Origin of the sequence: Vogesella urethralis, from assembly GCF_007644045.2 — a bacterium.
Lineage (GTDB): Bacteria > Pseudomonadota > Gammaproteobacteria > Burkholderiales > Chromobacteriaceae > Vogesella > Vogesella urethralis.
The window spans coordinates 1-242 of record NZ_VMDW02000095.1; the positions used below are offsets into that span (position 1 = coordinate 1).

At 60.7% G+C, this 242-nt stretch carries 1 protein-coding gene; it reads right to left on the reverse strand.

All coding sequences use genetic code 11. The annotated features are described in order from the left end of the window. Nucleotides 1–242 (reverse strand): zonular occludens toxin domain-containing protein (locus FLQ03_RS11370; RefSeq protein WP_240802259.1); only part of this gene is annotated, 242 nt, incomplete at both ends.

Sequence of the window (242 nt, forward strand, 5' to 3'; positions counted from 1 at the left end):
GCACCGCGGGAGTTGGGCTGCAGCTCGCAGCAATCCCACTGGTAGACCCTGGCAGACGGCGAACCGATAACACGGCGCTGGTGATAGTGCATGTTCACGAACTCGCGCACATGGGTATCCAGAAGCTTGGGTGACTGCGTGATCAGCCAAACGTCAAAGCCGTGGTGACGGTGCGTCTCGAACTTGGACACTTGCTTGGGGATCTCGGTGCCATTGCGGCGAGGCGGGAAGCTGCGTTGGCA